This is a genomic window from Vagococcus intermedius (genome assembly GCF_029144185.1).
GTDB lineage: Bacteria > Bacillota > Bacilli > Lactobacillales > Vagococcaceae > Vagococcus_D > Vagococcus_D intermedius.
In genome coordinates this window covers 818,659-841,246 of the sequence record NZ_CP110232.1, presented here as the reverse complement: position 1 = coordinate 841,246, position 22,588 = coordinate 818,659, and the positions used below count along the sequence as shown (strand labels likewise).

21 protein-coding genes, 12 tRNA genes and 2 rRNA genes are annotated in these 22,588 nt (G+C 36.0%); 4 read left to right on the top strand and 31 right to left on the bottom strand.

The annotated features are described in order from the left end of the window. Window positions 1-158 precede the first annotated feature (158 nt). Window positions 159-1,508, top strand: a complete 1,350-nt coding sequence (locus tag OL234_RS03890) for an MATE family efflux transporter (protein WP_275469848.1) — start codon at window positions 159-161, stop codon at window positions 1,506-1,508. A 52-nt stretch (window positions 1,509-1,560) separates the two neighbouring features. Here the strand turns inward: OL234_RS03890 and OL234_RS03885 are convergent, their stop codons facing one another. The 3 genes from OL234_RS03885 to OL234_RS03875 all read right to left on the bottom strand — a co-directional run bounded on the left by OL234_RS03885 (window position 1,561) and on the right by OL234_RS03875 (window position 3,528). After that, the gene (locus OL234_RS03885; protein ID WP_275469847.1) at window positions 1,561-2,106 is read right to left on the bottom strand and encodes a DUF924 family protein; all 546 of its coding nucleotides are present in this window, start codon (window positions 2,104-2,106) and stop codon (window positions 1,561-1,563) included. A 161-nt stretch (window positions 2,107-2,267) separates the two neighbouring features. After that, the gene (locus OL234_RS03880; protein WP_275469846.1) at window positions 2,268-2,504 is read right to left on the bottom strand and encodes a YneF family protein; all 237 of its coding nucleotides are present in this window, start codon (window positions 2,502-2,504) and stop codon (window positions 2,268-2,270) included. 136 nt (window positions 2,505-2,640) lie between these two features. Beyond that, window positions 2,641-3,528 (bottom strand): deoxyribonuclease IV, encoded by an 888-nt coding sequence (locus OL234_RS03875; protein WP_275469845.1) that lies wholly within the window; start codon window positions 3,526-3,528, stop codon window positions 2,641-2,643. A gap of 301 nt (window positions 3,529-3,829) precedes the next feature. Here OL234_RS03875 and OL234_RS03870 point away from each other — a divergent pair, with 301 nt between their 5' ends. Then, window positions 3,830-6,193: a transglycosylase domain-containing protein gene (locus tag OL234_RS03870; RefSeq protein WP_275469844.1), complete on the top strand. Its 2,364-nt coding sequence runs from the start codon at window positions 3,830-3,832 to the stop codon at window positions 6,191-6,193. A 60-nt stretch (window positions 6,194-6,253) separates the two neighbouring features. Here OL234_RS03870 and ccpA read toward each other — a convergent pair whose 3' ends face one another. The 3 genes from ccpA to OL234_RS03855 all read right to left on the bottom strand — a co-directional run bounded on the left by ccpA (window position 6,254) and on the right by OL234_RS03855 (window position 8,529). Beyond that, window positions 6,254-7,255, bottom strand: coding sequence for a catabolite control protein A (gene ccpA, locus OL234_RS03865; protein ID WP_275469843.1), 1,002 nt, complete (start codon window positions 7,253-7,255; stop codon window positions 6,254-6,256). Between the two features lie 241 nt (window positions 7,256-7,496). Next, entirely contained in the window at window positions 7,497-8,060 is a 564-nt protein-coding gene (locus OL234_RS03860) for a YtxH domain-containing protein (protein WP_275469842.1), read from the bottom strand. A 19-nt stretch (window positions 8,061-8,079) separates the two neighbouring features. Further along, complete coding sequence (locus tag OL234_RS03855) at window positions 8,080-8,529, bottom strand: DUF948 domain-containing protein (protein ID WP_275469841.1); 450 nt, start codon at window positions 8,527-8,529, stop codon at window positions 8,080-8,082. 167 nt (window positions 8,530-8,696) lie between these two features. On the opposite strand from OL234_RS03855, the gene OL234_RS03850 reads away from it, so the two are divergent. Further along, complete coding sequence (locus OL234_RS03850; RefSeq protein ID WP_275469840.1) at window positions 8,697-9,602, top strand: mechanosensitive ion channel family protein; 906 nt, start codon at window positions 8,697-8,699, stop codon at window positions 9,600-9,602. A gap of 33 nt (window positions 9,603-9,635) precedes the next feature. Here the strand turns inward: OL234_RS03850 and cbpB are convergent, their stop codons facing one another. The 4 genes from cbpB to racE all read right to left on the bottom strand — a co-directional run bounded on the left by cbpB (window position 9,636) and on the right by racE (window position 12,997). Further along, entirely contained in the window at window positions 9,636-10,124 is a 489-nt protein-coding gene (gene cbpB, locus OL234_RS03845; protein WP_275469839.1) for a cyclic-di-AMP-binding protein CbpB, read from the bottom strand. A 129-nt stretch (window positions 10,125-10,253) separates the two neighbouring features. After that, the gene (locus OL234_RS03840) at window positions 10,254-10,766 is read right to left on the bottom strand and encodes a metallophosphoesterase (protein ID WP_275469838.1); all 513 of its coding nucleotides are present in this window, start codon (window positions 10,764-10,766) and stop codon (window positions 10,254-10,256) included. Continuing rightward, on the bottom strand, window positions 10,767-12,137 hold the full coding sequence (gene rph / locus OL234_RS03835; protein ID WP_275469837.1) for a ribonuclease PH: 1,371 nt from the start codon (window positions 12,135-12,137) through the stop codon (window positions 10,767-10,769). Window positions 12,138-12,187: 50 nt separating this feature from the next. Then, on the bottom strand, window positions 12,188-12,997 hold the full coding sequence (gene racE / locus OL234_RS03830; protein WP_275469836.1) for a glutamate racemase: 810 nt from the start codon (window positions 12,995-12,997) through the stop codon (window positions 12,188-12,190). A 159-nt stretch (window positions 12,998-13,156) separates the two neighbouring features. On the opposite strand from racE, the gene OL234_RS03825 reads away from it, so the two are divergent. Beyond that, on the top strand, window positions 13,157-13,612 hold the full coding sequence (locus OL234_RS03825) for a DUF308 domain-containing protein (RefSeq protein ID WP_275469835.1): 456 nt from the start codon (window positions 13,157-13,159) through the stop codon (window positions 13,610-13,612). A 187-nt stretch (window positions 13,613-13,799) separates the two neighbouring features. Here the strand turns inward: OL234_RS03825 and OL234_RS03820 are convergent, their stop codons facing one another. The 21 genes from OL234_RS03820 to OL234_RS03720 form a co-directional block, all read right to left on the bottom strand. Next, the gene (locus tag OL234_RS03820; protein WP_275469834.1) at window positions 13,800-14,000 is read right to left on the bottom strand and encodes a cold-shock protein; all 201 of its coding nucleotides are present in this window, start codon (window positions 13,998-14,000) and stop codon (window positions 13,800-13,802) included. A gap of 561 nt (window positions 14,001-14,561) precedes the next feature. Continuing rightward, window positions 14,562-14,837 (bottom strand): hypothetical protein, encoded by a 276-nt coding sequence (locus OL234_RS03815; RefSeq protein WP_275469833.1) that lies wholly within the window; start codon window positions 14,835-14,837, stop codon window positions 14,562-14,564. Window positions 14,838-14,851: 14 nt separating this feature from the next. Next, the gene (locus OL234_RS03810; RefSeq protein WP_275469832.1) at window positions 14,852-15,595 is read right to left on the bottom strand and encodes an ABC transporter permease; all 744 of its coding nucleotides are present in this window, start codon (window positions 15,593-15,595) and stop codon (window positions 14,852-14,854) included. Continuing rightward, window positions 15,585-16,184, bottom strand: coding sequence for an ATP-binding cassette domain-containing protein (locus OL234_RS03805; protein WP_275469831.1), 600 nt, complete (start codon window positions 16,182-16,184; stop codon window positions 15,585-15,587). Before OL234_RS03805 ends, OL234_RS03810 begins: the two co-directional genes overlap by 11 nt. Then, window positions 16,148-16,441: an ATP-binding cassette domain-containing protein gene (locus tag OL234_RS11035; protein WP_275469830.1), complete on the bottom strand. Its 294-nt coding sequence runs from the start codon at window positions 16,439-16,441 to the stop codon at window positions 16,148-16,150. The genes OL234_RS03805 and OL234_RS11035 overlap by 37 nt, the downstream gene beginning before the upstream one ends. Window positions 16,442-16,794: 353 nt before the next feature. Further along, window positions 16,795-17,757: a LytTR family transcriptional regulator DNA-binding domain-containing protein gene (locus OL234_RS03795; RefSeq protein ID WP_275469829.1), complete on the bottom strand. Its 963-nt coding sequence runs from the start codon at window positions 17,755-17,757 to the stop codon at window positions 16,795-16,797. A gap of 59 nt (window positions 17,758-17,816) precedes the next feature. Continuing rightward, on the bottom strand, window positions 17,817-17,990 hold the full coding sequence (locus OL234_RS03790) for a hypothetical protein (RefSeq protein WP_275469828.1): 174 nt from the start codon (window positions 17,988-17,990) through the stop codon (window positions 17,817-17,819). Window positions 17,991-18,146: 156 nt separating this feature from the next. Next, window positions 18,147-18,230: transfer RNA gene (locus tag OL234_RS03785), tRNA-Leu, on the bottom strand. A gap of 13 nt (window positions 18,231-18,243) precedes the next feature. Then, window positions 18,244-18,314 (bottom strand) — tRNA-Cys (locus OL234_RS03780). A 14-nt stretch (window positions 18,315-18,328) separates the two neighbouring features. Then, window positions 18,329-18,400 (bottom strand) — tRNA-Gln (locus OL234_RS03775). A 10-nt stretch (window positions 18,401-18,410) separates the two neighbouring features. Next, window positions 18,411-18,483 (bottom strand) — tRNA-His (locus OL234_RS03770). A 22-nt stretch (window positions 18,484-18,505) separates the two neighbouring features. After that, a tRNA-His gene (locus OL234_RS03765) sits at window positions 18,506-18,578 on the bottom strand. Between the two features lie 18 nt (window positions 18,579-18,596). Further along, window positions 18,597-18,667: transfer RNA gene (locus tag OL234_RS03760), tRNA-Trp, on the bottom strand. A 9-nt stretch (window positions 18,668-18,676) separates the two neighbouring features. Beyond that, a tRNA-Tyr gene (locus OL234_RS03755) sits at window positions 18,677-18,757 on the bottom strand. A 3-nt stretch (window positions 18,758-18,760) separates the two neighbouring features. Continuing rightward, window positions 18,761-18,836, bottom strand: a tRNA-Phe gene (locus OL234_RS03750). Window positions 18,837-18,873: 37 nt separating this feature from the next. Next, a tRNA-Asp gene (locus tag OL234_RS03745) sits at window positions 18,874-18,950 on the bottom strand. 36 nt (window positions 18,951-18,986) lie between these two features. Beyond that, window positions 18,987-19,058: transfer RNA gene (locus OL234_RS03740), tRNA-Glu, on the bottom strand. A gap of 23 nt (window positions 19,059-19,081) precedes the next feature. Then, a tRNA-Ser gene (locus OL234_RS03735) sits at window positions 19,082-19,168 on the bottom strand. A 34-nt stretch (window positions 19,169-19,202) separates the two neighbouring features. Then, window positions 19,203-19,276 (bottom strand) — tRNA-Asn (locus OL234_RS03730). Window positions 19,277-19,287: 11 nt separating this feature from the next. Then, a 5S ribosomal RNA gene (gene rrf, locus OL234_RS03725) occupies window positions 19,288-19,403 on the bottom strand. A 91-nt stretch (window positions 19,404-19,494) separates the two neighbouring features. After that, window positions 19,495-22,407 (bottom strand): 23S ribosomal RNA (locus OL234_RS03720). Window positions 22,408-22,588: the final 181 nt, after the last annotated feature.

Genomic DNA, 22,588 nt, shown 5'->3' with positions numbered 1-22,588 from the left:
TCTTGTATTTATAACCGATCACCTGAGGCTTCTAAACGGTTCTCTACAACATAGCTACCTGTTTCTAGTAGGTTCTTACTTAATTTAGTAATAGGTTTATCATAGTTCTTATGCTATAATTAACGTTATTTTTACAAAAATATATAAGGAGGTTTTCTATGCGTTTTTCACCTAAAGTTACATTATCTGATCGTGAGCTATTTTTCTTAAGCTGGCCCATTTTTGTAGAATTATTTCTAAGAGTGATTATTGGAAATATCAATGTCTTTATGATTTCAAATTATTCTGAACCGGCAGTTGCTTCTGTAGGAGCCGCCAATCAATTACTCAACCTATCTGTTTTTATTTACGGTTTTATTACAGTTGGAACGCAAATTATTATTGCCCAACTAATTGGTGCCAAACAAAAAGATAAGATACCAAAAATTATTACAACGGCTATTTTTGGTGCGGTCTTTATTGGCTTGACCCTCAGTTTGACCTTTATATTTTTCCCAACACAATTATTACGTTTTATGAACCTAGATGACACACTTGTAACCATCGGGAAAGGATATATCCAAATTTATGGTGGAAGTTTGTTCATCTCATCTATTACTGCTAGTATTATTGCAGTCCTTAGAAGTCATGGTCTGACACGTCCGGCACTAATGATTCCTATGGTAGCTAGTATCACAGCAGTTATTGGCAATTATTTCGCTTTATATAGTCCTTTTGGTTTGCCAAACCTTGGTGTTAATGGCTTGGCGATGGCTAGCGTGATTGGGAACTCGCTTGGCTTAATTATTGCAAGCCGTCTACTCTATCACTACCTAGATTTTAATATTTTAAAACTATCTTTCAAGCGATTTTCTAGTACTAGTTTAAAACAAATTTTAACTTTAGGTTTGCCATCTTCTGGAGAATCATTGTCCTACCAAGCCTCACAAGTTGTAGTAACAATGATTGTCGCCTCTCTTGGACAAAGTGTTCTAATCGCTAAATCTTATGTTACAGCTATCACTCAATTTGTCTATTTGGTAGCTGCCTCTCTGGCGCAAGGAAACCAAATAATGGTTGGGCGAAATGTTGGTGCTAAAGAGTATGACCGTGCGTACAATCGTGGCATTAGAACCATTGTCATTGCGGTTTGCTTTACTGTCATCATTAGTACCTTAACTTTGATATTTATCGAACCAATCATGAGTATCTTCACAACTAATCGCGAGGTAATCGAAATTGCCAAAGTCGTCTTTATTGTAGATATTTTCTTAGAATCTGCACGTGCTATTAATATGGTGATGGTTAGCGCTTTGAACGCCTCAGGTGATGTTAAATACCCTCTTATTTGCAGTTTGATTGTGTTATGGGTCATTAGTCTCCCATTTTCTTATGGATTGGCAATTTACCTGCAATTAGGTTTAGTAGGTGTTTGGTTAGCATATGCAATTGATGAAATTTTACGGAGCATGTTGATGATCTATCGCTGGCGCTCTGGTGTTTGGCGTAATAAAAACACATTTACATAAACAAAATAAAAAACTGCTAAGATATTACTTGTTTAGCAGTTTTTTATTTTGTTTAAAAAGATGAGTTTGGTTCTTTTAAAAAAGCAATCTCTTCAGCCGTTGATTGACGACCTAATACTTTATTCCGATGAGGATAACGACCGAAACGCGCAATGATTTGTTGGTGTTGTTTTTCAAACTCGTAATTAGTTTCTAAACCTAATTTTTCAAACAAACTAAGAGCCTCTTCATGGATAACTAAGGATTCTGAATGCATTAACGGCATGTACAAAAATGAGCATTCAACCTTTGACAAATTGTGTATATCTAGAACTTTCAGAGCTTCTTGAGTTAGAACTAAAGCCATCTCATCATAACGATACGCTTTAGGATCGTGACGATATAAATTACGAGAAAACTGATCAATCACGATAATTTCTGCTAGACGCCCTTGAATAGTATTGCGCCAATGTGCATACTCACCTTGAACAACCTTACGATGCGTTTCAGCATATCTGTTAGCAATAATAGTATCAAATGTATCATCTTGTTTAAACCACTGTTCTGGTGTGGCTTCTTTAAACCAAAAATCTAAAATTTCTTGATAATCTTTCATCATCATACGCCTCCTGATAACGCTTTATATACCACAGATTAATCATAACAAATAAAGCTCAATCTTGCATGATTGAGCTCTAAACCTTACTAACTTTATCTGTTTCTATAAAAGAAAAAACAAGTAGCCTTAAGCTACTCGTTTTTGATTGATTCTGATAGTTGTTATTTCTTATCTGGTTTTCCAGCTTGGGCCTTCATATTTTGAACCATTTGACGGATTTTTTTCTCAGAAGGTTTTTGACCCATTTGCATCATCATCATACGTAACATATCCTCATTAATTGGTGGGTTTTTTTTCAAATAATCTTCCATATATTTACGTGCAAGGAAGAATCCGCCTACTGCTCCTAAAATCAAGGCAATAATTACGAATAAAACTACTAATCCAGTGCTCATCATTCATCTCTCCTTCCTCTTAACTAGTAATCATACTAATCAATTGTACTAAAAAAATTTGAAAATGGAAAGTTAAAAAAGCATATTTTGCTAGATATTTAATTGAAATCTCGGGATTTCTGATAATCTCTTGAATTTCTTAACTGTTAGCAATTTCTTCTAATAAGTTTTCATTAAAAGTACCTGATTTTAACATCGCAATCTCATGTTTATAGGGCGCTTTTGCTGTTTTTTTATCTTCACCAACATAAGGTGTTTCCAGAATCTTAGGAAGTTCCTTCAAAGCTGGATGATGGACGACTTTATTTAATGCCTCAAACCCAATTTCACCAAATCCTATATTAGCATGGCGATCTTTATGAGCCCCACGAGGATTTTTAGAATCATTAACATGAATCACTTTTAATCTATCTAAACCAATCACACGATCGAACTCTTCCAGTACCCCATCAAAATCATTTAAGTCATAGCCAGCATCATGAATATGACATGTATCAAGTGTCACTGATAATTTATCTTTCAATGTTACCCCTTCAATAATTGCTGCCAGCTCTTCAAACGTTCTACCAATTTCTGTTCCTTTTCCAGCCATTGTTTCTAAAGCAATTTGAGGGATTTGCTCTTCTGTTAAAACTTCATTTAATCCCTTCACGATTTGAGCGATACCCGCTTCTGCGCCAGCTCCGACATGAGCACCTGGATGCATTGTGATTTGAGTTGCACCTAAGGCTTCAGCTCGTGCAATTTCCTCTCTTAAAAATTGCGTTGCAAATGGAAAGTTCTCAGTTTTAATAGTATTTCCTAAATTAATAATATAAGGAGCGTGAACAACCATATCACTAATGCCATGCTCTATCATATACGCTTGTCCTGCAGGAATGTTCATTTCTTCAACTTTTTTACGTCGCGTATTTTGTGGTGCTCCGGTATAAATCATTAAGGTACTCGCTTCATAATTCGCAGCTTCAGTTGCAGCACCCAACAACATTTTTTTACCACTCATACTAACATGTGATCCTATTAACATCTTTATTTCCTCCTAATATATATAACTGCTTTTCTGTCATTATCTTATTTGAAAAGAAGTCGTCTCGATGGACTAGAACGACTTGTTCACTTATAGACTCTTTAAATTGTAAGCTGTTTTCATCGTGACAGCAACCTTATTGCTCCAAACTCTTTATTTTCCGCTCTATTTTAAGTTGGAAATGCTTAATTTTATTAAAGAATGTCTAAACTTAATCTTTCACAGCAGGACTACTAGGCAGTTTTCTCTTTCTTTGCTATAATTAACCGATATAATACCAATAATTTGAGGTGAATTTTGATTGAAATTATTTAATAAAAATAAAGAACCTGATACAAAAACAGAAAAAAATAATCACCAAGAACTTACCACTAAAGGCATCTTTGCTTTTAATACAAGTTTTAGCGTCATTAAATCGCTTTTTTATTTTTTCATTGTCGTTTTAATGTTACTCGGTTCCCTAGGAGTCGGAATGGGTTTAGGTTACTTTGCCTTCTTAGTATCTGATACCCCTGTCCCGAATAAAGCAGAGTTGAGCGACAAAATACATGACGTTTCTCTAATTTCTAATATCACCTTCAACAATGGTGATAATATTGCTGAGATACGCTCAGATATTTTAAGAACCAGTATTGCTAGTGATAAGATGTCGCCCTTAGTAAAAAAAGCTCTAATCTCAACAGAAGATGAAAACTTCAAAAAACATAACGGAGTCGTTCCAAAAGCTGTTGCTCGTGCCCTAATTGCTGATGCAACAGGTTTAGGCGGCGCCTCTGGTGGCTCAACTATTACGCAACAATTAGTTAAACAACAAGTTTTAACTAGTGAAACAACGTTTAAGCGAAAAGCAAATGAAATATTATTAGCTTTACGATTAGAAAAATTTTTCTCAAAAGATGAAATTATTTCAGCTTATCTAAATGTCTCCCCTTTTGGTCGAAACAATAAAGGACAAAATATTGCTGGAGTTGAGGAAGCCGCTCAAGGTATTTTCAATACTACGGCATCCGATTTAACTTTACCTCAAGCAGCATTTATTGCAGGTTTACCTCAAAGTCCTATCATTTACAGCCCCTATACTAACACTGGGGAAATTAAAGAAGATCAAAGTTTAGGCTTAAAGAGAAAAAATCAAGTACTCTTCAATATGTATCGCGAGGGATACATCAAGAAGAAAAAATATGAAGAAGCGATCAATTACGATTTAACACAAGACTTCAAAACAACAGAAGCCGTTGAAAACATCAGAAATGATTTTCTTTATCAAACTGTTCACCAAGAAACAATTGATTTATTAATGCCTTATTTTTATGAAAAAGATGGTTTGTCTAAAAAAGAAATCAGCGAAAATAACAGCCTTTATAATAAATATAGTGAGATTACTGAGCGTGAATTACGCTTAAATGGGTTGACAGTAAAAACAACTATCGATAAAGATATTTACAATGAAATGCAGGCTGCTGAACAAAATGTTGGCTGGCGTCTAGATGATGGACGCGAACGAATGATTGAAAATGGCAGCGTCCTTATGGAAAATTCTACTGGACGAGTATTAGGTTTCATTGGTGGACGTGATTACAATATTAATCAAAATAACCATGCCTTTCAGACCAGACGTTCACCAGGCTCTACCATTAAACCTCTTTTAGCTTATGCTCCTGCGATTGATATTGGCTTGATTGGTAGCGAATCAAAACTATCTAACTACTCACGTGATTATCGTGAAGGTGATGTCTTAAGAAACTATGGCGGCTTAGAGAGTAGTGGTTTTAAAACAGTTCGTGAAGCCTTAAAAGAATCAGACAACGTTCCTGTTGTAGAACTTTATCAAAAACTACTTGAAGAAATTGATCCTAAAAAAGACTATTACGACAAGATGGACATGAAAATGAAAGCCAAAGAATTCAACTATGAATCAATTCCCGTTGGGGGAACTGATGATGGTCCAACTGTCTTTGAACAAACAAATGCCTTTGCGACTCTTGCTAATAAAGGAGAATTTAATAAAGGTTATGTGATTGAGTCAATTACTGATCATGACGGAAAAGTCATTTATGAACACAAAGCCAAACCTGTCCAAGTTTATTCTCCAGAAACAGCCTCAGTTATGAATGATATGATGCGTGATGTGGTTAATTCTGGAACGGGTAAACATGCCAAAGACTATTTGACTGACCTCAATAAACAAGTCGGAAAAGCAGATTGGGTTGGTAAAACGGGGACATCTCAAGAAGCCAAGGACTATTGGTTTATTGCGTCAACACCTAATATTACCCTCAGCTCATGGATTGGCTATGATGATGGGACACCTATGTATGACAATTGGGATGACCGTAACAAAGAAATGTGGGCCTCGATTGCTGAGGCAGCCTATAGTACTTATCCAGAAATATTTAAAGTTAATGAGAAATTCAAACTGGATTCTGATGTGAAAAAAGAAGACGTTTCAAGTTTTACAGGACAAAAAATGGGAACAGTTGACATTGAAGGTACCAAACGAAAAGTTCCTGGTAAAAAAGTAACATCCCTTTGGGCTAAGAATGGGCCGGAAGAGTCTAAATTTGAATTTGGAATTGGTGCAACAGAAGAGCAATATCGTGAAATTTGGAAAACACCTGAATCTTACGGTAACCTGCCAACCTCTGATACCAAACAAAAACGCTAAGTTATTAAATGAAGTCAGGTAATAAAAAAAGCTGATAGACAGACGTCTATCAGCTTTTTTTTATTTAGTTGACCCTCTTTCAACAATTCCATGAGGCAACACGATTGTTTTTTCTTCAACATCTTCTTTATTCATCATTTTAGTTAATAAGCGCATTGAGACAGCCCCGATATCATATAACGGTTGTGTCACACTTGTTAATTTTGGACGGACAACTTCTGTTAACAAGGTATTGTTCGTTGTAATAATTTCAAACTCTTCAGGAATTTTAATCCCACGATCTAATAACCCATTTGTCAAACCAATTGCCAATTCGTCATCAACAATGTAAGCTGCTGTCGCACCACTATTCATCACACGTTCTGCTAAATTTTCACCCATTTTATATTGATACTCGGCTTCAAAAACTAAGCCTTCATTATAATCTAGTTTGTTGGTTGATAAAGCCTCTTTATAACCTGTCAAACGCTCTTTTCCATTAATTGGATCTAGTAATGACCCACTAATAAAAGCAATTTTTGTATTACCATTCTCAGCTAATAAATTCGTTGCTTCTTTAGCTGCAGCTTGATAATCAATATTAACTGAGCCTACTTGATTATCTGGATCAATTGACCCAGCTAAAACAACAGGTGTTTTTGAGCGTGAAAACTCACCTCGAATAGCTTCAGTAATATGATGCCCCATAAAAATAACACCATCTACTTGTTTTGCTAATAAATTATTTAACACATTAATTTCTTTATCATCACTACCGTCTGAATTAGCTAAAATAATATTATATTTATACATTGTTGCCACATCATCAATTCCACGAGCTAATGATGAGAAGAAAATATTACTCACATCAGGTATAATAACTCCTACCGTTGTTGTTTTCTTACTAGCTAGACCACGAGCGACAGCATTTGGACGATAGTCCAGACGATCGATTACTTCTAAAACTTTTTTGCGAGTGGCTGGTTTTACATTAGGATTACCATTGACAACACGTGACACAGTAGCCATTGATACATTTGCTTCTCTTGCAACATCATAAATCGTAATTGTTTGTTTTTCCATATTAATTATCTCCTTTTATTTTAAACTGATTTGCTAAGCAAATACTGGCAAACATGTATTTCATTTTCAGAAAAAGTAGTTTACATTTCTTTATATTAAGATTAACAAAGAAGCCTTATAAATGCAAGCGTTTTACCGATTATTTTCATGAAAATAATAAGTGATTTTCATTATGTCCGTTTAAAAAAATTTAAAATAAAAAAAGACAACTTGAATTACTAATCAAGTTGTCTTTTTTTATTTATTTCACATCAGTCTCTTCAACTACATGATCAAGTGCTTCTTCTAATTCTTCTTGAATATCTTGTTCTAAAGAGTCGACATCAACATCTGTTATATCATCTACAATTGGTTCATCTGATAAGTCTTCAATTGGCTCTTGAATTTCATGACTATTTTGTTTGATTTCTTCAGCCATATCAGCCATATCTAAAATAATATCTTCAGTGCCTTCTAATACATTGGCCGCTGTATCTAACCCTTTGTCCACTCCAGTTTCAACTAAATTTTCAGTTGATTTTTTTAACTTAGTTGATAAGTCAGCTGTTTGTTTTTTTAAACTAGATAAGGCTTCATCTGATTTTTGTACTGCTTTATCTTTAACGTCAGTTGCGAAACCTGAGGCTTTATCTTTCAAATCTGAACCATTGTAATCATAGGCACGATTTTTGAAATCATCTGTACGTTCAACTAAATCTTGACGAAGGTCTTTCCCTGCTTTCGGCGCCAGTAATAATGCCGCTGCTGCCGCTGCTGCTCCACCAATAATTGTTCCTAATAAAAAACCGCCTGTTTTCTTGCTCATAATGTTGTACCTCCTGTTTTTATTTTTTATTTTTAACCATTTTCATTGCGACTCTACTTAATTTACTTGCTGCTGTAGCTTTTGCAGCATTGCTACTAATAACCCCAACTTTACTTGCAACATTTCGGCTAGAATTATTCAAATCTGATACACTTTCGCTTAAATCTGCTACTGCTTCAAATAATGGATCAATTGTTTCAACTTTTTGATTAACATCTGCTAGTAAATCATTACTTTTACTCAACAAATCTTCAACTTGATATGTTAAGACATTAACATCTTTAGTTACTTCTTGAATTGTCAATGTTGTTTCATCTAACAGTGCTGTCACTTTGACCACTGCTTCATTAGCAGATTGAATTGTCTTAGCTACTTTAGGAATTACCATCATGCATCCAATAACAATAACAATAACTAGGATAACAAACGCAATAGCAGCAATCAACGCTGCGATTTCTCCACCTGTCATAAGCATAACCCTTCTTTCTTATTAGCTTGTAATATTATTAAGCATAACACCTTGTCTTAATTTTCTCAATCAAAAGTTCTAAATGAGGATATGCTTTTCACAATTTTAAAAACTTTGATACAATAACTCTAGAGAACAGTGAGTTATAGAAAGAAAGGATGAGTCATATGTTTTATTTAGCTACAGTTACCTCAACATCAGATAACCTGGTTATAGAAGATGCTACCAAACAAGCCAATTCATTTATGCGATTTTGGCAAGCAATTGACTGGGACAGCATTATTTCATTAGTTTTATCTAAAGGATTAGTTTTAATTTTAGCCTTCGTGATTATCATGATTATAAAAAGATTAGGGACGACTTTAATTAAACGAGGATTTGATAATTATAAAAATAAAGAGCATTATAGTGAGCGTCGTATTGATACGTTATACAAACTAGCAAATAATGCTTTTCAATATTCACTTTATTTTGTTATTTTATATACGGTTTTGACTATTTTAGGTGTTCCTGTTGGCTCTTTGATCGCTGGGGCAGGAATCGCTGGGATTGCGATTGGTCTTGGTGCGCAAAGTTTTATTAGTGACATTTTAACAGGCTTCTTTATTATTTTAGAACGTCAAATTGATATTGGAAACCATGTAATTATTGATGATATTGAAGGAACAGTTGAGTCCATCGGTTTACGAACAACTCAGATCAAAGGTTTTGATGGTACACTTCATTATATCCCTAATGGGCAGATTACAATTGTTAGTAACCTTTCTCGTGAAAACATGCGTGCAATTATTCAATTACGGGTTAAACCAGAACATGATATTCAAGAAATATCAGCTATAATTAAACAAGTTAATCAGCACTTACTGCCAAACTATCCTGAAATAAAAAAAGGACCTCAAAATTTAGGATTAGTCGATTTAGGGAATGGGAACTTAGCAATAAAAATAGTAATCTATACATTGAATGGTGAACAACTACGAATTCAAGCTGATTTTTTAACTGCTTATTTAGCAGCCCTAACTAAAGCTGGCTATGACTTACCAGAGTCCCCATTACCAATGACTAGCAAATAAAAAAACTTCACCTAATTAATTAGGTGAAGTTTTTTATTGACTAGCTACTTTAATAGCAGCTAACGGCATAATCTGATAGTCGTTCTCTATAGTATGTGCCATTTGATTGACGGCTTTTAATATCTCTTTGCGCGTGACAATCCCTGTAAACTTGTTATGAGAATCGACTACGGGAAGAAAAGGATCATCTACCAATAAATGTAAAATATATTCTATATCATACGGTTGACAAACAGTTTTAACCTCTTTAACCATCACGTCTTCTACTAATAATTCAGCTATATTATCGGGTTGAATATCAGCTAAATCAAACATTGTTGGTACAATATCTGCCAATCCGATTAAACCAACTATTTTTCCCTCTATATTTAAAACCGGGATTCTAGTATAACCAACTTTAGTCAGGACTAGTAAAGCGTGATTAAGCGGATTAGTATTCATGACATGAGCAACTTTTTCATCAGGAATTAAAAAAGTATCTTCGTTTTTTAAAAGCAATTTTTTTACTGCATCACTTATCATCTTAGAGTTCCTCCAATTTCCTATGACTCACCCTAATTCTACCTAAAATATTGGTAAAAATCAGTAATTCTACTCTTAATTCAAAATATTTTAAGTATTTAACCTCTAACTTAATCATTCCTTTATAATTTACTTAGTACATGAGACAGTTAAGTGTGATAATTTTTCATGGTTATCACGATAATAGCTCACTTGATAAGAATCAGCCAGATTTTCAATAATAGCATAGGTTTTAATCATATACTGACCGCGTGGCAGTGAAATACTACCTGGGTTGAGAACTAAAACTTCCTCAATCATTTCAACCCCCAACTCATGTGTGTGACCAAATAAGACAATTGAAGCAGATAATTCTTGCGCACGATAAACCAGATTAGATAAGGTCTGTCTGACATTATACAAATGACCATGAGTCATTAAGATTCTATCTTCATCTGTTTTAACTAGCTGCTCTTTCAGGAAACGCTCATCATAATCACAATTTCCTGTCACTACAACAAAGTCGTCCCATAATGAATCAGTCGGTTCTAGTTCCGAATCGCCACAATGAAACATACAATCAACTTTTCCACGATAATAATCTGCTAAATCTACTAAACAATCACGGTCACCATGATTATCACTCACCACTAGATATTTCATTTAATTTACCTCCTCTAACCAATTAGAAAAGCATTGATCTAGTTCTTTTAGAGCGACTGCTCGGTGACTAATTTTATTTTTTTCATCGCCACTTAATTCAGCCATTGCTTTGCCCAACTTAGAAACATAAAATAACGGATCATAACCAAACCCTTCGTCTCCACGAGGAATTGTTAAAATATCACCTTCAATCTCACCAGAAACCACTAAGGTTTCTTTACCAGGTCCTGCTACAGCTAAAGTACAATGAAACTGAGCTTGACGCTCTTCTTTAGGAATACCTGTTAATTCATGCAGCAGTTTGGCATTGTTGGCAGCATCACTCTTATCGGTCCCAGCAAAGCGCGCGGAATAAATACCTGGTCGTCCATCTAAGGCATCTACTTTTAGTCCTGAATCATCTGCTAGTACTAAACACTCCAACGTATTAGCAATTGTCTCTGCTTTCAAACAAGCATTTTCAGCAAACGTCTTACCAGTTTCTTCAACATCTGGTAAATCAGGATAGTCTAATAGGGTTTTTATTTTAAAGCCTTTCGCTTCAAATAATGCTTCGAACTCTTTCGCTTTTCCTTTATTTTTTGTTGCAATCACAATCGTTTTAGGTGCTTCTTTTTTAACTTCTTTACTTTCTACTGTAATTGATTTCGCTTCCTGAGTTAGCGCCTCTTTTTGTTGCTTAATTAGCGTCTCAATCCCTGCTTGTCCATAGCTTAACATATCAGCTAGTTCTTTAGCATTAAATGTTGCCTCTTCGCCAGTTCCTTGTAATTCAACAAATTCACCTGATTCGGTCATAACAATGTTCATATCAACAGCTGCTGCTGAATCTTCTACATAATCCAAATCTAAAACAACCTCTTTTGTTGGTAACACACCCACACTAACAGCAGCAAGATGTTCTTTGATAGGATCTTCGGTTAACTTTCCTTCAGTTAATAACTTATCAACTGCTAATTTTAAAGCAACAAAAGCCCCTGTGATGCTAGCTGTTCGTGTGCCACCATCTGCCTGTATCACATCACAATCTACAATCAAAGAACGCTCTCCTAAAACTTCTAAATCAACAACTGTCCGTAATGATCGACCAATTAAACGTTGAATTTCCATTGTTCTACCTGTTAATTTTCCTTTAGCACTTTCACGAATATTACGTGTATTAGTTGCTCTTGGTAACATACTATACTCGGCTGTAACCCAGCCTGTCCCCTTACCTTTTAAAAAACGCGGAACACGATCTTCAAAGGTTGCTGCACAAATTACCTTGGTGTCACCAAAACTAATCATTACAGAACCTTCCGGGTGCTTTAATACATTAGTTTCAATGTTTATTGTTCTCAATTGATTCGCTTTTCTTTTATCATGTCTCATAGAGAATTCTCCTAACTTACTTTTGATGGTCTTAACTTCTAAGTTTTTAATTAATTATCTAATGTAATCTTACTAACTGTAATACCAGATAAATCTAACCAATCTTCACTAATATCTTTGAACATCTCAACTGATCCTGTCGCATAAAAATCATGTTGCGGTTTGATTTCATCTTCTTCCGCCGCAATATTAAAATAGTCCAATAGCATGCTGACTTCTCCAATTGTCTCAGCTCCGGAATCAATCAATTGTACATTATCCCCCATATAATTTTGAATTAATGGTTTTAACAATGGATAATGAGTACAACCTAAAACTAAGGTATCCACTTGCTCTTTTTTTAATGGTTTTAGAGTCTCTGCCACAACCATCTTTGCTAAAGAAGATTGATATCTTTTACTCTCAACAATTGGTACAAATTTAGGACAAGCTAATTCATCCACTCTCAAGTGAGAGGCCTTTTTGAGTAGCGCCTCAGAATAAGCATGACTTTTCACCGTCACTTCTGTACCAATAATCCCAATATGATTATTTTTAGTTTGTTTTAAAGCCGCACGGCTACCAGGCAGTATAACACCTACAACAGGAATATCAATTGTTTTTTTTATTTCCTCAAGAGCAACTGCTGTCGCTGTATTGCAGGCAATCACTAACATTTTAATATTCTTTTTTAATAAAAATGAGGTCATTTGCCAAGTAAATTCAATTACTTGTTCTACAGGTCGCGGTCCATATGGACAACGTGCCGTGTCCCCTAAATAAATTACTTTTTCATTTGGTAATTGTTTCAAAGCTTCTTTAACCACAGTTAATCCACCTACACCAGAATCAATAAAACCAATTGCTTGTTTTTTACTCATTGCTTAACCCTCATTTTCTATATATTCCTTTAAATACTCTTACAACGTACTTTATTTTTTATTTCTATCCTAACTCTATAATTTTAAGTTTCTTTAGAGTAGCCAACTACTTCATTTTACTATAAAATAAAGTAAAATACTAAAGTTAGGAGATTTTTTATGAATAATGTTTTAAATCAATTCAAACGCTTTGCCATACTACGAACCATACTTTTTATTAGCTTAGGTGTTTTATTATTAGCTAACCCACAATTAGTGATCAAAAGTTTTGTTTATATCGTTAGTGGTTATTTAGTAGTCTTAGCTATTCTCAATATCTTAAAGGCGCTAAAAGAACATCATAGTAGCTGGGTAAGTTATGATTTCATTACTGGCTGTATGTACCTTCTTTTAGGAATTATCGCGTTTGTTTTTTCAAAACCTCTGATTAGTTTCTTACCTATTGTTTTGGGACTATTGACAGTCCTAAACGGTTTATTACATTTAGGGAGTGGCTCTACAGTCAAAGAAGTTAACCCACGCTATCGAATTAGTATCATATCTTATAGTATTATCTTGATATTAGCAGGATGTATCTTAATCTTTAACCCTTCAAAAGTGTTATTCTCTTATTAAGAATTTTTGGTGGACTACTTATTTTTATGGGGACAGCAGAACTAATAAATTATATCTTTCAGGTTCGAAAATTTTAAATTAAAAAGAAGCCTAGAACTTTTAAAAGTTCTAGGCTTCTTTTTATATAGTCAATCAAAATAAAAACAACTAGGCCAAAGCCTAGTTGTTAAATAATCAATAAATGGGATTAGTTTTTAACGATGTTAGTCGCTTGTAATCCACGTTGACCTTCTTCTACGTCGAAAGTCACTGCTTGACCTTCTTCTAAAGTTTTGAATCCTTCACCTTGGATAGCTGAGAAGTGTGCGAACACGTCTGAACCGTCTTCTTGAGTGATGAAACCGAAACCTTTGTCTGCGTTAAACCATTTTACTGTTCCTTGAGCCATGTGTATAATCTCCTTTTGCGCAAAGCGCTTTATATTGCAATAAATGTCGATGCTACAAAAGAGGTGTTTCAGTACAAATTAATGTAGAAGTTAACTCTTATATGTTGTATCAAACATATTACTCTCTTAGTATAACCCATGACTATTAAAATGTAAAGCCTTAATCACAAAATAATTAAAAACGTTTTTATAGCTTTCTGTATTCTTATCTCTTCAAAAAAAGAATTATCGAATTAAATAACTATGAGCGTTCGTTTAATTCAAAATAAAATAAAATTGTAACCTACTTTTTTTACTGAATAATGAATAAAAGAAAAAATTTCTTACCATTGGTGAGTCATCATTCATTAAATTATATTAAAAAATAATTTGTTCATTAAATTTAATTACTTTCAGGTTTTTTTAGCTTAACGAAAATGATGTATCTTTTATATTGGTGGTCGGGGTCGGTCGAACTGGCACGACCTTGCGGTCACAGGATTTTGATCGCTATTATTTAAAACGCTTTTACTCTATATCCTTTGATTTAAAAGACTTTGGTGTACCTTAATACGACTTAACTTATTTCAAATAATACTCTGTATAAAAACAGTTACAATATCTTTCCAATGTTTCTACACTAGCTTTTAATACTGCCATCTCAGCATTTTTATCTCCCCCAGCACCGCCTAAAACCATCGGTTTCCCAAAATTGTGATCTTTTAGCAAGTTTATTTGACTAATATCTCCAAGCATCGATGAAAATATTCTATATTTTGGTTCGCCTAATACGTTGGGGATTTCTATTATATTTTTCATCAATCCAATTTTGTCTGATGATAGTTTTTCTATATCCATATAAGCCTCCAATATTATTTAGTAATTTCAATTCCTTTCTTTCTAAAAACTACATAAAAAATGCCAAAGCATAAAAATAGTTGTCCCAAAACAACTGTCCAATCTAACAGTGAAAAACTGATGGAATAATTATTAACTAATCTATCAACTTTATCTGATATGATTCCAGAATAAAGAAAATGAGAAACTTTCTTAACCACTGGACTAACCATTTTTAGCGATGGAATAATCACTAACGGAAGCATAATTGGCACAGTAATCATTGAAGTAACTTGTACTTTGTTAGATATAATTCCAACTGCACTACCAATTGCAAGGCTAGTAAGTGCCATTATAGATGCTAAAACTGTGTATAGAAGCCAACTAGTGAAAGTAAAGTTTACCCCACTTAACGGAATAATAAGTTGATTGACCAAGAAAATAATAATAAACGCTGGAAGGATAGAGCTAATAATATATTCAGTTGATGAATAAGTTGATGAAACTAATGACCTTAAGGTGTTTTTTTCTTTATCTTCTGTTATTGGAAGGCTAGTAATCATTATGGCTGACATAATTGAATTGAATGTTAAACCAAAATTCAATACAAAAGCTGGAATATTTATTTCTGCTCCAGCTTGTGAATCTTCCATCAAATACTTTAACGTGATAACTACAATTATTGCCATTCCGGAACCAATAATTGCTTGAAAGTTTTTCATTAATAAAACAAATTTTAATTTACTTAATACCCATATTTTCTTAAGTTTAAATTTCATTAAGTCTCTCCTTCTTTTTTACTAATTTAACAAAAACAGATTCCAAATTTGGCTCATTTGAATGTATCGTTAAAATTTTATTTTCTTTTATTAAATTACATAAATTTAATAAATCTGATTGATTTTGTCTAAATATTAGCTGTTCATTTTTTTGTAAAGTAACAGTATATTCCTTTTGTTCCATATGTTTAATGCAAATTTCATTGGGCGTCCCCACTTCAATTAAACTCCCTTCATTTAACATACCAATTCGATCGCAAATAAATGATCCAGCAGACATATTATGGGTCGCTAAAATAATTGTGCTTCCTTTATTTTTTAAATCTTGAATAATCTTTTCTATTGTTTTTGCTGTAATTGGATCTAGACTGCTAGTCGGCTCGTCTAAAAAAAGTACCTCAGGTGAATTAATTATAGATTTAAGAAAAGTCACCCTTTTCTTCATGCCTGTTGATAAGCTTCCAATTTTTTTGTTTTTATAAGGTAAAAGTGAAGCAGAATCCATTAAATTAAGAATTTTTTCTTTTTTCACTCCATAAATCTCTCCAAACATCATAAGATTTTGAAATACCGTAATATCTTCATACAAACCAGAAAAGCTACTCTGAATACCAATTTTTTTTTTGTTGCTACACTTAATTCTAATACTGATTCATCCAGAATTTGAATTTCACCTTCAAAAGAATTAATTAATCCTGATAATGAATTTAAGAATGTTGATTTTCCTGATCCTGAAGGACCTATTAAGCCAAATATTTCTCCCCTCTTTATTTCTAATGAAATATTTTTTAATGCTTTAAATTTCCCGTACTTAACAGATAAATTTTTCACTTTAATTATATCCATCAACTCTTTCCCTCCGTTTCATTTTCATTTAACAATTTAAATATACCTGATTTATTAACCTTTGGTACACCATTTAACCGTAGGAAGAGATATTATTCACTTGAAAAGAGGAAGATTACAGGTAAGAGGAGCATTAAAATTCACATATTAGCAATTCCAAAGATCATTAATACGAATAAAAGTGAGCAAACAGTATCTGATGACTACTTCTCAAAAAATACTTTTTTATATTTCTATCATATTTTTTATGTTGTTATTAACACCATAAAAATAAAAAATGTGTTCAAAGCATAACTTTCACGTTAAGCCTCAAACACATTTTTAAAGTAATTCTAAATTAATGTTACTAAATACTATATCCAATTAAATTGTTCTTTCAAGACTGACATTTTATTTTTTGAAAGTGGAACCTGAGAATTATTTTTGTCAGATAAAACTAAGGTAGAACTATTTTTTGTATAACTTCTCATTTCTATAACTTTTTGAAAATTAATCAAATAAGACCGGTGACTACGAAAAAAACCAAAATGTTCTAGTTTTTGTTCAAGTTCTGAAATTGAATATGTTGTCTCATATGTTGATTCATCTAAATATATATAACATATTGAATTTATTACTTCAATGAAATTTATATCACTCGGATTAATAAAATAAGTGACTCCATTTTTCTTACTTAATATTTTAGTAATCTCATTTTTATTTTGTATCTGCTTTATTTCTATAAATTTCCTTTGCTCATTTAGCAGTAATAATTTATCACATTTAAATTCTTCTAACATTTCTATTGTAGGCAAAAAGATAATGACCGAAATATCATAGCTAGATAAAATTTCTAAACAATTTAGATACATTTTAACTTGATTTACAGTAAGATCTAGTAAAGGATTCTGTATAAGAAACAAATCTCCATGTCTAATAAATGAAGCTAGTAATTGAACTCTTCTTATTTGTCCCAAATTAAGCTTGCTAATTCTTTCATACCTCACATCTGATAAAAAAAATAAATTAAATAATTTCTCTTTATTAAAACTTGCTCCAATATTTACTTCATCACAAAAATTAATAAAACAATTAACACTTAATTTTTCATAGTACTTATCTTCAGAATAGATATAAATTGTTTTAGAAGACTCATTTATTATTTCGCCGCTAGTAACAGATTCTTGGTTTGAAAATATTGATATCAATGTTTTACTAATGGCATTTTCTACTTGTATCCATGTGATATCCCCTTTTTTAATAGTGAGATTTACAGAATTTAAAATTGGTGAACCTTTATAATTTTTAGTCACATTATTAATATTTAAAATATTCAACCTATCTCACTTCTTTTCAATTCATTAAATTATATTAAAAAATAATTTGTTCATTAAATTTAATTACTTTCAGGTTTTTTTAGCTTAACGAAAAGATAGTACATCAAAATAGAAAAGACACCTGTCCCACTAATAAGTATTTTCCAGTTATTATAAAAATATGATAGAAATAAAAGAACTATTACAACAGATACATAAATTAAAATTGTTAAATTTAATTGCTTACTACTCATGATAACTCTCCTCCTATTCTGGTAACACAAAACTGTCTATCCATCAAGAAACTACCTAGTAATATAATACTAGCAACTCTACTTCTATTAGTCAATGTATTATGAAAAACAAAAAAAAGATACAGCAACATTCCGAAAACGTTGTTGTATCTTTTATACCGGTGGCCGGGGTCGAACCGGCACGACCTTGCGGTCACAGGATTTTGAGTCCAGCGCGTCTGCCAATTCCGCCACACCGGCTAATTAATAAAAAAGGCGGTAACCGGATTTGAACCGATGATAAAGGTTTTGCAGACCTCTGCCTTACCACTTGGCTATACCGCCATATTTATATAAAACTGGGCTAGCTGGATTCGAACCAACGAATGACAGAGTCAAAGTCTGTTGCCTTACCGCTTGGCGATAGCCCAAAATGAAATAGGCGGATGATGGGAATCGAACCCACGCGTGTCGGAACCACAATCCGATGTGTTAACCACTTCACCACATCCGCCATATTTAATATTAAAAAAAAGGGCGGATGATGGGAATCGAACCCACGCGTGTCGGAACCACAATCCGATGTGTTAACCACTTCACCACATCCGCCATATTTAATATTTAAAACAGGGGTAGTAGGAATCGAACCCACGCTGACGGTTTTGGAGACCGTAGTTCTACCGCTAAACTATACCCCTAACATGTAATGGAGGAAAGTGGATTCGAACCACTGAACCCTAAGGAACGGATTTACAGTCCGTCGCGTTTAGCCACTTCGCTATTCCTCCAAATGGTGGCTTGAGACAGAATCGAACTGCCGACACCTTGAGCTTCAATCAAGTGCTCTACCAACTGAGCTATCAAGCCTAATTTGAAAATTATAAATATTCATATTTAATATAAATGGCGGTCTGGACGGGACTCGAACCCGCGACCTCCTGCGTGACAGGCAGGCATTCTAACCAGCTGAACTACCAAACCACTATAATTTTCATCAATATTAAAATTAATATTGAATGACCCGTACGGGAATCGAACCCGTGATACCGCCGTGAAAGGGCGGTGTCTTAACCGCTTGACCAACGGGCCTTAAGACACTTATTACTTTAAAACGGAGAGTAAGGGATTCGAACCCTTGAGACAGTTTCCCGCCTACACGCTTTCCAAGCGTGCTCCTTCGGCCTCTCGGACAACTCTCCAGGTTGATTTTTCCTTGAATCTATTTTAAAGTTACTCCGGCAGTAGGACTCGAACCTACGACATCATGATTAACAGTCATGCGCTACTACCAACTGAGCTATGCCGGAATAATATCTAAGCGTGGCGACGTCCTACTCTCACAGGGGGAAACCCCCAACTACCATCGGCGCTAAGAAGCTTAACTTCTGTGTTCGGCATGGGAACAGGTGTATCCTTCTTGCCATCATCACCACACTCTTAGATATTTATTAAATTGAGTAATTGCTCACTCAAAACTGGATGTTAAAGCTTAATCAAAACATTCCTTGATCCTACGTTTAAATTCTTGGTTAAGTCCTCGACCGATTAGTACTAGTCCGCTCCATACATCACTGTACTTCCACTCCTAGCCTATCTACCTGATCGTCTCTCAGGGGTCTTACTTTCCGAAGAAATGGGAAATCTCATCTTGAGGGGGGCTTCACGCTTAGATGCTTTCAGCGTTTATCCCGTCCACACGTAGCTACCCAGCAATGCCCTTGGCAGAACAACTGGTACACCAGCGGTGTGTCCATCCCGGTCCTCTCGTACTAAGGACAGCTCCTCTCAAATTTCCTACGCCCGCGACGGATAGGGACCGAACTGTCTCACGACGTTCTGAACCCAGCTCGCGTGCCGCTTTAATGGGCGAACAGCCCAACCCTTGGGACCGACTACAGCCCCAGGATGCGACGAGCCGACATCGAGGTGCCAAACCTCCCCGTCGATGTGGACTCTTGGGGGAGATAAGCCTGTTATCCCCAGGGTAGCTTTTATCCGTTGAGCGATGGCCCTTCCATGCGGAACCACCGGATCACTAAGTCCGTCTTTCGACCCTGCTCGACTTGTAGGTCTCGCAGTCAAGCTCCCTTATGCCTTTGCACTCTACGAATGATTTCCAACCATTCTGAGGGAACCTTTGAGCGCCTCCGTTACTCTTTAGGAGGCGACCGCCCCAGTCAAACTGCCCATCTGACACTGTCTCCCGCCACGATAAGTGGCGCGGGTTAGAATGGTCATAACACAAGGGTAGTATCCCACCAACGCCTCCTTCGATACTAGCGTACCGAGCTCTACGGCTCCTACCTATCCTGTACATGTGTCACAAACATTCAATATCAAACTACAGTAAAGCTCCATGGGGTCTTTCCGTCCTGTCGCGGGTAACCTGCATCTTCACAGGTACTAAAATTTCACCGAGTCTCTCGTTGAGACAGTGCCCAAATCGTTACGCCTTTCGTGCGGGTCGGAACTTACCCGACAAGGAATTTCGCTACCTTAGGACCGTTATAGTTACGGCCGCCGTTTACTGGGGCTTCAATTCTGAGCTTCGCATAAAGCTAACCCATCCTCTTAACCTTCCAGCACCGGGCAGGCGTCAGCCCCTATACGTCATCTTTCGATTTTGCAGAGACCTGTGTTTTTGATAAACAGTCGCTTGGGCCTATTCACTGCGGCTGGTCCGGAGACCAGCACCCCTTCTCCCGAAGTTACGGGGTCATTTTGCCGAGTTCCTTAACGAGAGTTCGCTCGCTCACCTTAGGCTACTCGCCTCGACTACCTGTGTCGGTTTGCGGTACGGGCAGTTGTATTCTAACTAGAAGCTTTTCTTGGCAGTGTGACATCAGAAACTTCGGTACTTTATTTCCCTCCCCATCACAACTTGTCCTTAAAGACGTAAGCATTTTACTCACATCAAGACTTGTTGCTTGGCCACACACTTCCAGTCGTGTGGATTTCTTAGCCTACTGCGTCCCTCCATTGGTCAAACAAATACTACTGGTACAGGAATATCAACCTGTTGTCCATCGCCTACGCCTATCGGCCTCGGCTTAGGTCCCGACTAACCCTGGGAGGACGAGCCTTCCCCAGGAAACCTTAGTCATACGGTGGACAGGATTCTCACCTGTCTTTCGCTACTCATACCGGCATTCTCACTTCTAAGCGCTCCAGTAGTCCTCACGATCTACCTTCAACGCCCTTAGAACGCTCTCCTACCAATGTACAAAAGTACATTCCACAGCTTCGGTAATATGTTTAGCCCCGGTACATTTTCGGCGCAGGGTCACTCGACTAGTGAGCTATTACGCACTCTTTAAATGGTGGCTGCTTCTAAGCCAACATCCTAGTTGTCTGTGCAACCCCACATCCTTTTCCACTTAACATATATTTTGGGACCTTAGCTGGTGGTCTGGGCTGTTTCCCTTTCGACTACGGATCTTATCACTCGCAGTCTGACTCCCGGATATGAATGGATGGCATTCGGAGTTTATCTGAATTCGGTAACCCGAGATGGGCCCCTAGTCCAAACAGTGGCTCTACCTCCATCATTCTTAATCCGAGGCTAGCCCTAAAGCTATTTCGGAGAGAACCAGCTATCTCCAAGTTCGATTGGAATTTCTCCGCTACCCACAGCTCATCCCCGCACTTTTCAACGTACGTGGGTTCGGTCCTCCAGTGCGTTTTACCGCACCTTCAACCTGGCCATGGGTAGATCACATGGTTTCGGGTCTACGACAACATACTCAAGCGCCCTATTCAGACTCGCTTTCGCTACGGCTCCGACTCTTCATCTTAACCTCGCATGCTATCGTAACTCGCCGGTTCATTCTACAAAAGGCACGCCATCACCCATTAACGGGCTTTGACTTGTTGTAGGCACACGGTTTCAGGATCTATTTCACTCCCCTCCCGGGGTGCTTTTCACCTTTCCCTCACGGTACTGGTTCACTATCGGTCACTAGAGAGTATTTAGCCTTGCGGGATGGTCCCCGCGGATTCCGACGGAATTTCTCGTGTTCCGCCGTACTCAGGATACTCATAGGTGTGTGATCAATTTCGCCTACGGGGCTTTTACCCACTACGGCTGACCTTTCCAGGTCGATTCGACTATCCATCACAACTACCATATTTGAGTCCTACAACCCCAAGAAGCAAGCTTCTTGGTTTGGGCTCTTACCGTTTCGCTCGCCGCTACTAAGGTAATCGAATTTTCTTTCTCTTCCTGCAGGTACTTAGATGTTTCAGTTCTCTGCGTCTCACCTCATATACCTATGTATTCAGTATATGATGACAGCCTATGACAGCTGCCGGGTTTCCCCATTCGGAAATCTCTGGATCATAGCTTACTTACAGCTCCCCAAAGCATATCGGAGTTAGTCCCGTCCTTCATCGTCTTCTAGTGCCAAGGCATCCACCGTGCGCCCTTATTAACTTAACCTAATTTACTAACATTAATGTTAGATTTTTGACTTCCACATGTAGCGATACATGCTCCATCAATCCTTTAAACAGCGTTTTGAACTTTGTTTAAAAACTCTATGAATAGTACTAATGTACTTATCATCAACGCGGTGTTCTCGGTTTGTTTTGATTAATTATATCTTTAACTATCCAGTTTT